Origin of the sequence: Collinsella aerofaciens, from assembly GCF_039758965.1 — a bacterium.
Classification (GTDB): Bacteria; Actinomycetota; Coriobacteriia; order Coriobacteriales; family Coriobacteriaceae; genus Collinsella; species Collinsella aerofaciens_BR.
In genome coordinates this window covers 84,779-93,605 of record NZ_JBDMSL010000007.1, presented here as the reverse complement: position 1 = coordinate 93,605, position 8,827 = coordinate 84,779, and the positions used below count along the sequence as shown (strand labels likewise).

7 protein-coding genes are annotated in these 8,827 nt (G+C 61.4%); 2 read left to right on the top strand and 5 right to left on the bottom strand.

The window, feature by feature from the left end; all coding sequences use genetic code 11:
- Positions 1-72: 72 nt before the first annotated feature.
- The gene (locus tag ABHU32_RS03490) at positions 73-690 is read left to right on the top strand and encodes a hypothetical protein (protein WP_346978980.1); all 618 of its coding nucleotides are present in this window, start codon (positions 73-75) and stop codon (positions 688-690) included.
- A gap of 295 nt (positions 691-985) precedes the next feature.
- The gene (locus ABHU32_RS03485; RefSeq protein WP_346978979.1) at positions 986-2,356 is read left to right on the top strand and encodes an amidohydrolase family protein; all 1,371 of its coding nucleotides are present in this window, start codon (positions 986-988) and stop codon (positions 2,354-2,356) included.
- A 129-nt stretch (positions 2,357-2,485) separates the two neighbouring features.
- Here ABHU32_RS03485 and ABHU32_RS03480 read toward each other — a convergent pair whose 3' ends face one another.
- From ABHU32_RS03480 to ABHU32_RS03460, 5 genes are all read right to left on the bottom strand, one after another.
- A complete protein-coding gene (locus tag ABHU32_RS03480; RefSeq protein WP_117734398.1) occupies positions 2,486-2,959 on the bottom strand; it encodes a hypothetical protein in 474 nt (157 codons plus the stop codon).
- A gap of 147 nt (positions 2,960-3,106) precedes the next feature.
- Positions 3,107-3,379, bottom strand: coding sequence for a metal-sensing transcriptional repressor (locus ABHU32_RS03475; RefSeq protein WP_022094020.1), 273 nt, complete (start codon positions 3,377-3,379; stop codon positions 3,107-3,109).
- A gap of 135 nt (positions 3,380-3,514) precedes the next feature.
- On the bottom strand, positions 3,515-3,736 hold the full coding sequence (locus tag ABHU32_RS03470) for a heavy-metal-associated domain-containing protein (RefSeq protein ID WP_161144806.1): 222 nt from the start codon (positions 3,734-3,736) through the stop codon (positions 3,515-3,517).
- Between the two features lie 152 nt (positions 3,737-3,888).
- Positions 3,889-6,231: a heavy metal translocating P-type ATPase gene (locus tag ABHU32_RS03465; RefSeq protein ID WP_346978977.1), complete on the bottom strand. Its 2,343-nt coding sequence runs from the start codon at positions 6,229-6,231 to the stop codon at positions 3,889-3,891.
- A 410-nt stretch (positions 6,232-6,641) separates the two neighbouring features.
- Positions 6,642-8,726, bottom strand: coding sequence for a protein kinase domain-containing protein (locus ABHU32_RS03460; RefSeq protein ID WP_346978976.1), 2,085 nt, complete (start codon positions 8,724-8,726; stop codon positions 6,642-6,644).
- Between the last annotated feature and the right edge of the window lie 101 nt (positions 8,727-8,827).

Genomic DNA, 8,827 nt, shown 5'->3' with positions numbered 1-8,827 from the left:
CGGCGAGTCCTACCGCGTCCGCCATGCCCTCATGCAGGAGGGCTAGCCGCTCAAAAAGCGTGCGCGCTTCCGATGCTGCGACTGCTCAATTTCCGATGCTCTTTTTGCTCAAATCCTCTTGACGAAACACAGCTGCGTGCGCCGTTCTCCTACGGGTTGGCGATTGCCGATTCTGCACTGCGGGTGAAAGACGTATCACGTGGGGATTTGTGCGAGCGCCTCCGCGCCGATTGCGAGGGCAGGCGAGGGTATCGCAGGGCACAGGCGATTGCGTCGTATGCGGACGGGCTGTCCGAAAACGGCGGCGAGTCTCGGTTCCGAGCGTTCTTTATTGCGTATGGCTTTCCGGTTCCGGAGCTGCAGGTGGAGTTTCGCGACCCGCTCGATCCGAGCCAGGTGTTTCGCGTCGACTATTTTTGGCGGCTCGAGGACGGGACGTGTGTCATCGGCGAGCTCGACGGAAAGGGGAAGTACGCCCTGCGGAGCGGCGAGGGCCGGGAGTCGGTCGACCCATTCGTGGCAGAACGTCAACGGGAGTCCCATCTGACAATGCTCGGGCACAAGGTGCTTCGGTTTACGTTTAACGAACTCAAAGACCCGGGGAAGCTGGTCGAGAAAATGAGGCTGGTGGGTATTCCTCGGCAGGCGAAATTGGCTGAGGAGTGGAGACGCCAGTGGTATGGGCGCTGAGAGGTTTTGTCTCAATCTGTAACGTTTAGAAGTTGTTTGAGTTCGTGATTGTTACAGATCGAGACAAACCGGTGAAACGTCGACCGAATGTCTCGATCTGTAACATCAAGGGGTCCAATAACCCTGTACCTGTTACAGTTCGAGACATTCCCCTGATGTTGCTGGGGTGGAGCTGCAACGTATTCCGTCCCCCACATCCCCTCTTCCCTCCGTTAACCGATATGCTCGACTTTAGTTTGCTGCATTAGGTGATAATGGACAAATGTTCAAGTTAATCGTGAGGGAGGAGCTCGATATGGCGTCTGCCGATCGTTCCACGTTGTTTATCAATGCGACCGTTCTGGACGGTTCGGAACATATGGAGCCGCAACCCGATATGGCCGTGACTGTTGAGCGCGGTGTCATCACGTGGATGGGGCCGAGTGCTGTGGCGCAGGCGCCTGCGGGTGCCGAGGTTATCGACCTGGCAGGTGCGTATCTCATGCCCGGTCTCATCAATATGCATGTGCATCTGTGCGGCTCGGGCAAGCCGGTTTCGGCGGGCGATGCGGGCGCGCTGATGAAGAAGCTCGATAATCCCGTGGGGCGCGCCATCGTGCGCCATATTCTTAAGGGCAGCGCCCAACAACAACTGGCAAGTGGCGTGACCACGGTGCGCGGTGCGGGTGACCCACTGTTTGCCGATCTGGCCGTGCGCGATGCTATCGATGCCGGCAAGTATCAAGGTCCTCGCCTGGTGGCGCCGGGAACGGGCGTCACGGTGCCGGGCGGCCATGGTGCGGGCTTGTTCGCCCAGGTGGCCAACAGTCCCGCCGAGGCAGCCGAACAGGTGCGCGACCTGTATGCGCGTGGTGCCGACGTCATTAAGCTGTTCGTGACGGGCGGCGTGTTCGACGCGACCGAGGTGGGCGAGCCGGGCGTGTTGCGTATGCCCGTGGAGGTTGCCGCGGCGGCGTGCAAGGCGGCGCACGAGGTGAGCCTGCCGGTTATGGCTCATGTTGAGAGTACCGAGGGCGTGAAGGCCGCGCTTGAGGCCGGCGTTGACACGATTGAGCACGGCGCTCCGCTGACGCCCGAGATCCTGGAGCTGTACCGTGGCGCCGCGGGCACGCAGCTCGAGGGGCGTGCGCCCAGTGTTACCTGCACTATCAGCCCGGCGCTGCCGTTTGTATTGCTCGACCCGAAAAAGACCCATTCGACCGATACGCAAAAGAAGAACGGCGATATCGTGTGCTCGGGCATTATCGAGAGCGCTCGTGCCGCACTGGATGCCGGCGTTAAGGTGGGCCTGGGCACGGACTCGAGCTGCCCGTTCGTGACGCAGTACGACATGTGGCGTGAGGTGGCCTATTTTGCCAAGTATGTCGACTTGAGCAACGCCTTCGCACTGCATACGGCTACGCAGGTCAATGCCGAGCTGCTGGGGCTGGGCGGCGAGACCGGCACGATCGAGTGCGGCAAGGCAGCCGATATCCTGGTGACGCGCAAGAATCCTCTGGATGATCTGTGTGCCCTGCGTGAGCCGACGCACGTGATGTGCCGTGGTGATCTGGTGCGCAAACTCAAGGTGAAGCGTATTCCCGAGGTGGACGCCGAGCTCGACGCGATTATGGCCATGCCTGCCGAGGCGCTTGCCGAGGAGCTGGCCCGCGACGGTGTGGCGTAGACGAGACAAAGGGACAGCTCCGTTGTCGCATACAAAAAGCCGAGGTCTCAACACGGGGCCTCGGCTTTTTTCGAACAAATACTTAAGACTGGGACAAACAAACCTGATTAATTGTCCCGCGTGCGGCGGCTAGGAGCGCGTTTCCATCTTGGCGTGGCACTTGGGGCAGGTGACGCGGATCTTGCCCTTGCCCTTGGGGACGGAGAGCATCTGGCCGCAGTTGGGGCACTTGAGGTATGCCGTGGTCTTGCGGCCCTTCCACATCTTCTTGGCTGTGCGCTTGGCACGTTCAAAGTCTTCCTTGCTAGTACCGGCTGCGCGCGAGGCGTTGGCCGCTGCAGCTCCGCCGCCCAAGCTAGCTACAAACTTGCCCAAGCCGGGTACGTTTGCAGTCGCGGCGACAAAGGCCTCGTTCTCCTTACGACGTGCGTCGATATTTTTGGATAGGCCGCGCAGCACGCCAATCACGATTACGGCGATGGCAATCCAGCTGAGCCACTGGATGCGGGCTATCGATCCGATCATCGCGATGACGATGCCGGCAAAACCCATCACGATGGTGAGTTCATCGGCACCATTGCGACCCTTCATAAAGTCATTCATGCAAATTGCCTTTCGTTCGATATGCTGCACGCCTTTATACCCGATTTAGAGCAAGGGGGACAGGTTAATCTGCACCAATGTGGTGCAAACGTACCTGCCCCCGATACACCAAGATGGCGCAAAGCAGTCTGTCCCCAATGTCCCCAATTACTTGGAGAGCTTGTCGACGACGCGTTCGATTTCGGCGAGCTTGGCGGCTTTGAGGTCTTCGTCGCCCGATTCGATTGCCGAAGTCACGCAGCCCTCGATATGCGCCTTGAGCACGTCGGCGTTAATGCGCGCGAGGAGCGCCTGTGTGGCCATGAGCTGCGTGGAAATATCGACGCAGTAGCGGTCCTCCTCGACCATCCGCAAGATGCCGTCGATCTGGCCGCGTGCCGTCTTGAGCATGCGGGTCACCGATTTGTGGTCTGCCATCATGGCGGGTCCTCGTTTCTGGTCGATCTTCCGGATGTCCCCGTCAGTTGCGGTGAAATACGGACTGTTTAAAGGCCTAGGGCGGCTCAACAGTCCGTATTTCACCGCAACTTCTGAGGATTGAGTAGGCGGCGCCTGCTACGCGGCGGTCACGGATAGGGCGTGGAACTTCTCGCCCGCGGCCTCGACAGCGGCGGCGAGCTGCTCGGCGGTCACGGTGTCGGCGCACTCCACCTGGACGGTCTGGGTCTCGTGATCGGCATCGGCGTCGGTCACGCCGGCAACGTTGAGCAGTGCCGTCTCGACAGTGGCGTCGCAGTGGCCGCACATAAGGCCGGAAGTCTTAATTGTGAAACGCATGGGTGTACTCCTTATCGATTGAGATTATCTGACAGTTTAGTCGTGAATAGCGTCATCTTAAAGGTGCGCTGATGTGCCCGAGATTGCCCCGAAAGAGGAGCGAAGCGTACTTTGGTACGCGAGCGACGGTTTGAGGGGCAAGGTCGGGTGCTTCAGCGCGCCGTCTTGGGCTTAAAGGTTCGCAGGCGCAGCGCATTGGACACGACGCACACGCTCGACAGGCTCATGGCCGCAGCGCCAAACATCGGCGAGAGTTGCCACCCGGTGAGGGGGAAGAACACGCCCGCGGCGAGCGGAATGCCGATGCCGTTGTAGAACAGCGCCCAGAACAGGTCCTGCTTGATGTTGCGGATCGTGGCGCGCGACAGCTCGATGGCGCGGGCGACGTCCATGAGGTCGCTGCGCATGAGCACCACATCTGCCCCCTCCTTGGCGATGTCGGCGCCGGTGCCGATGGCCAGACCCACGTCGGCGCGCGCCAGAGCGGGGGAGTCGTTGATGCCGTCGCCCACCATGGCGACCTTGCCGCCCGCATCCTGCAGTTCGCGCACGTGGCGTTCCTTGTCAGCGGGCAGGACGTCGGCGATAACCTGTTCGCTGCTCAGTCCCACGCGGCGGGCGATGGCCTCGGCCGTCACGCGGTTATCGCCGGTGAGCATGCGTACGTCGACGCCGAGCTTGCGGAGCGCGGCGATGGCCTCGGCGCTCGTCTCCTTGACCTCGTCAGCCACGGCAATGGTGCCGGCAAGCTCGCCGTTCTTGGCAAAGAACAGCGGCGTCTTGCCCTCGGCGACAAATTGCTCGGCAAGACCCGCGGGCACGGTAACGCCCAGCTCGTCCATCAGGCGCATGTTGCCGGCTGCAATGACGTTTTGCCCCTCGCGCGCCGTAACACCTCGCCCGGGCGCGGCGGCAAAGTCCTCGACCATGCGCGCGACAATTCCGCGCGTCTCGCATTCGGCCATAATCGCCTCGGCCAGCGGGTGCTCGCTCGAGCGCTCCAGCGCGGCAGCGAGCTTGAGCAGCGCCTTTTCGCTCATGGCGGGCGAGCCGTCGGCGCGCGCGGCAACCACAATGTCGGTCACGGCAGGCTTGCCGCGGGTGACTGTGCCCGTCTTATCGAGCACCACGGTGCCCACGCTGCGCAGGTTCTCCAGCGCCTCGGCGCTCTTAAACAGAATGCCCATCTCGGCGCCCTTGCCGGTGCCAACCATAATAGCGACGGGCGTGGCCAGGCCCAGCGCGCACGGGCAGCTGATCACCAACACGGCTACGGCGGAGGTGAGTGCCTCGTTCACGCTGCCGGTCAGCGCCATCCACGCCACAAAGGTCACGGCCGAGATCGCAAACACCACGGGCACGAACACGCCGGCGACCTTGTCGGCCAGGCGGGCGATGGGCGCCTTGGTGGCATTGGCGTCCTCGACGAGCTGGATAATCTTGGCGAGCGACGTGTCGGCGCCCACGCGTGTGGCACGGAAGGTAAACGAGCCGGTGCGGTTGACCGTGGCGGCGTTGACGGTGTCGCCGGCGGTCTTTTCCACGGGGATGGACTCGCCGGTGAGCGCGCTCTCGTCCACGGCCGAGCTGCCCTCGAGCACCACGCCATCGACGGGGATGGACTCGCCGGGGCGCACGCGCAAGACTTGACCGGGAAGGATGCTGTCGACGTCGACGGTGGTCTCGCTGCCGTCCTCTGCCACGACGGTCGCGGTCTTGGGCGCCAGGTCGATCAGCGCCTCGATGGCGCCGCCGGTTTTGGACTTGCTGCGCGTCTCGAGGTATTTGCCCACGGTGACGAGCGACAGGATCGTGCCGGCGCTCTCAAAATACAGGTTGTCCATGCTTGTCATCATTGCCTCGTGCACCTGACCCGCGGCTAGCTGGTCGGCCATGATGAACATGGCGTAGAGCGACCAGGCGATGGAGGCGGTGGCGCCCACGGCAATAAGGGCGTCCATGGTGGGCGCGCCATGCGCGAGCGATTTAAACCCGTTTATAAAGTACGCGTCGTTGACATAGACGATGGGGATGAGCAGGACGAGCTCGGTGAGGGCGAGCGTCATGCTGTGGGTATGGTCGGTGAAAATGCCGGGCAGCGGCCAGCCGAGCATGTGTCCCATGCCTATGTAGAACAGTGGGATAAGGAATGCGATCGAGACGATGAGGCGGGTGCGCATGGCAGAGGCGGCGGCCTCCAACTTTTTGGTGGGCGACTCCATGTGGGCGGCGCCGGACCTGGCTTGCGTGCTGCCGTTTGAGCCGGCGGCACCGGTACCCGCATCGACGGGCGAGGCCGAGTAGCCCGCACGGTCGACGGCGGTGCAGATATCGGCGGGGGAGACCTGCGCGGGGTCATAGTCGACCATCATGGAACCGGCGAGTAGGTTGACCGCGACGCTTTGGACGCCGTTGAGCTTGCTCACGGCACGGTCTACGTGCGCCTGGCAGGCGGCGCATGTCATGCCGCCCACATCGAACTTATCTTGAGCCATGGCTTCTCCTTTCTGTAGCTTGGTGTTGGAATTGTTAACCTGCCGATACTATACACCCATACCCCCTGGGGGTGTCTAGTACAGAATAAATGTATGACATCTCGCTACAGATGAGGGTAGTTGGTTGACCGATGGGCCGTCCCAGCCAATCATCTCAATCTGTAACATCTGGATCGGTTTTTGAACCATAGCTGTTACAGATTTAGACAAACATTTCAGCCGAAAACTAACGTCTCGATCTGTAACAACTAGACCCCGTTTTACCGAGTATTTGTTACAGATCAAGACAAACAGTTGGCAGGAAACTCAATGTCTCGTTCTGTAACATCTAGCAGCAAATATGACCTCTAACTGTTACAGATTGAGACAATTGCCGGGGAGGGGTCCCGTCACGGCAAGACGCCCGCTCTCTAGATACAGAATCCGGGGATCACGCAGGTTCGTTTGTTTGGCTTGTCCGCAGGCGTTGCGTACGTAAAGGCGTCGCCGTCGTGGCCCACACGGTTTATGTAGAGCGTGCCTTCGGTCTCCGATGAGTCGGGGCTCACCGTGCGCTCCCACCAGCAGGTGTCCTTGCCCTTCCACTGACGGACCATCGTCTCGTTCGTGGAATACGGGCTCACCTTGAGCTCGCGGAAGAGTTGGTACTCCTTGCCCTCGCTGTTGTAGATGTCTGCCAGGTAGTGATAGTCCTTGGCAAACGAATCGGGCGGTTGCGTACCGCACAGCTCGACCATGGCGGGCAGCCAAAGGGTTGCGGGCAACTCGCTCAGACACGATGCACTGTTGGCGGCGCCCACATTGTTCGAGACCTTCTTGACCCCTTTAATGAGCGCGCGTAACTCGTTGGGTAGCAGCTTAAGGCCGTCGCCGTTGAGCCATTCCCGCAGCTCGCAATCTGCCCAGCCGGCGCTCGGCGGTTCAGCTGCAGCGTTGCGCTCGGCAATACCCGCGTCGAACATAAACGTCAGCCTGGCCTTGCCCGTACCGTCTAGAAGCTCGTCGTGGCGGATACCCACAAGCTGCGCGCCAACCTGCAGCCCGTTGGTGAGCGTGACGCGCTTGGTGCATGGATAGGGGATATGCCCGTTGTCATCGAGCAGGTGATAGCGCTTGGCAATCTCGCGTGCCTCGCTACGGGTCTCGGCGGCCTTAATCTTGAGCGAAATCTCCTGCAGCTGATCCCAGGTGTAGTCGTCAAGTGAACCGCGGATGCCGTCAAGGTAGTCGGGGATGCCAAAGCCATGGGTTGCCGCCCCGATAACGCTGAGCCCCGCAACGGCTGCGATAGCGCCGCCGATAATAAAGCGGCGGCGGGTCATGGCATCGTGGCGGGCCAGATTCAGGATCTCTCGTGCGCGCTCGCCGGCGACGTCGACCTTAAGGTGCGTGCCAGAATCGATATCAATTGCGGCCTCGTCTTCTGCACCTTCGCGGCCCTCGGATTCGGCATCAGTGAGGTATGCCGAGAGCACCTCGAGCATCTGCTGCTCGGTGGGACGATCGCACTGCTCGACTGAGAGACCCTTCATGATGATTTGGACGAGCGCTTCATCGCCCTCGCAGCGCGGCTCGAGCGGCGCCGGCTTGGTCTTGGTCTTTACGAGATAGAACGAGCCGGTTGCAGCGGCGTCCGTCGACTCAAAGTCAAACGGTTTGCGACCGCTGTAGAGCTGGTACAGAATGCTCGAAAGCGCGTAGACATCGATTGCCGGCGAACGGCGAAGGGCCGCGATGCCTTCGATATCCTGCGTGAGCATCTCGGGCGCGGCGTATGCGGGCGTGGCAAAGCGCCAGATGTCGGCGCGCCGGGTGATCGTGTCGTCGCCGAGGGCCATGGTCGCGGAGCCCATGTCGATGAGGCAGGGGTCAAAGGAGCGATCGGCGATCTGCTGCTCGAGCGTTCGGCTGGTGGTGCGGAACATAATATTGGCAGGCGAAAGGTCGCGATGGACGACCGGATTCACGAGTCCTTGCGTCATCAAGAGTGCGCGAAGCACGGCGTTTCCGACGGCGGCGACCATCTGGGTGGTCAGCCCGCCCGAGGCGTCGTGCGGAAGCAGGGGCAGCGCCTGCTTGAGCGAGGTGCCCTCGACCCACTCCATGAGGATGAGCGGGTCATCCTCACACGAGCCGTAGCCATAGACGCGCGGAAATCCGCGCAGGTGCGAGACGGTACACAGATGACGGTACTCCTCGAACAGCGCGGCGGTGTTGGCCAGGTGCGCTGCCGATTGCTCGGCGGAGCGGTCGGGTGCTTGGCCGGAAAGGATGGCGTTGTCCTTGAGTAGCTTGACGGCAAAGAGCTCGCCGCTTGTGTTGGTCGCGCGCAGCACGTGCCCGATGTTGCCGTTGTTGCGGTGGGCCGTCTGGAGAATAAGCGTCATAAACCGACGTTTGGCGTCGTCCTCGGCGCTGGGGTCGACCGCCACGGCGGTATCGAACGTATCGAGACGGATGAGTTTGTCGCCATAGGCGCTATCGGTAGTATCCATGGCGTTCCTTTGTCTGGCATGGGTTGCCGCACGTATACGTGAGCAGTGCGGATATCGGTAAAGTACCATGATAGCCGCACTGCCCACGTATACCGCTGAGC

Excerpts from the sequence above, each read along its gene's own strand:
- ABHU32_RS03490 (WP_346978980.1), top strand. The coding sequence starts at position 73 with ATGCTGCGACTGCTCAATTTCCGATGCTCTTTTTGCTCAAATCCTCTT.
- ABHU32_RS03485 (WP_346978979.1), top strand. The coding sequence starts at position 986 with ATGGCGTCTGCCGATCGTTCCACGTTGTTTATCAATGCGACCGTTCTG.
- ABHU32_RS03480 (WP_117734398.1), bottom strand. The coding sequence starts at position 2,959 with ATGAATGACTTTATGAAGGGTCGCAATGGTGCCGATGAACTCACCATC.
- ABHU32_RS03475 (WP_022094020.1), bottom strand. The coding sequence starts at position 3,379 with ATGATGGCAGACCACAAATCGGTGACCCGCATGCTCAAGACGGCACGC.
- ABHU32_RS03470 (WP_161144806.1), bottom strand. The coding sequence starts at position 3,736 with ATGCGTTTCACAATTAAGACTTCCGGCCTTATGTGCGGCCACTGCGAC.
- ABHU32_RS03465 (WP_346978977.1), bottom strand. The coding sequence starts at position 6,231 with ATGGCTCAAGATAAGTTCGATGTGGGCGGCATGACATGCGCCGCCTGC.
- ABHU32_RS03460 (WP_346978976.1), bottom strand. The coding sequence starts at position 8,726 with ATGGATACTACCGATAGCGCCTATGGCGACAAACTCATCCGTCTCGAT.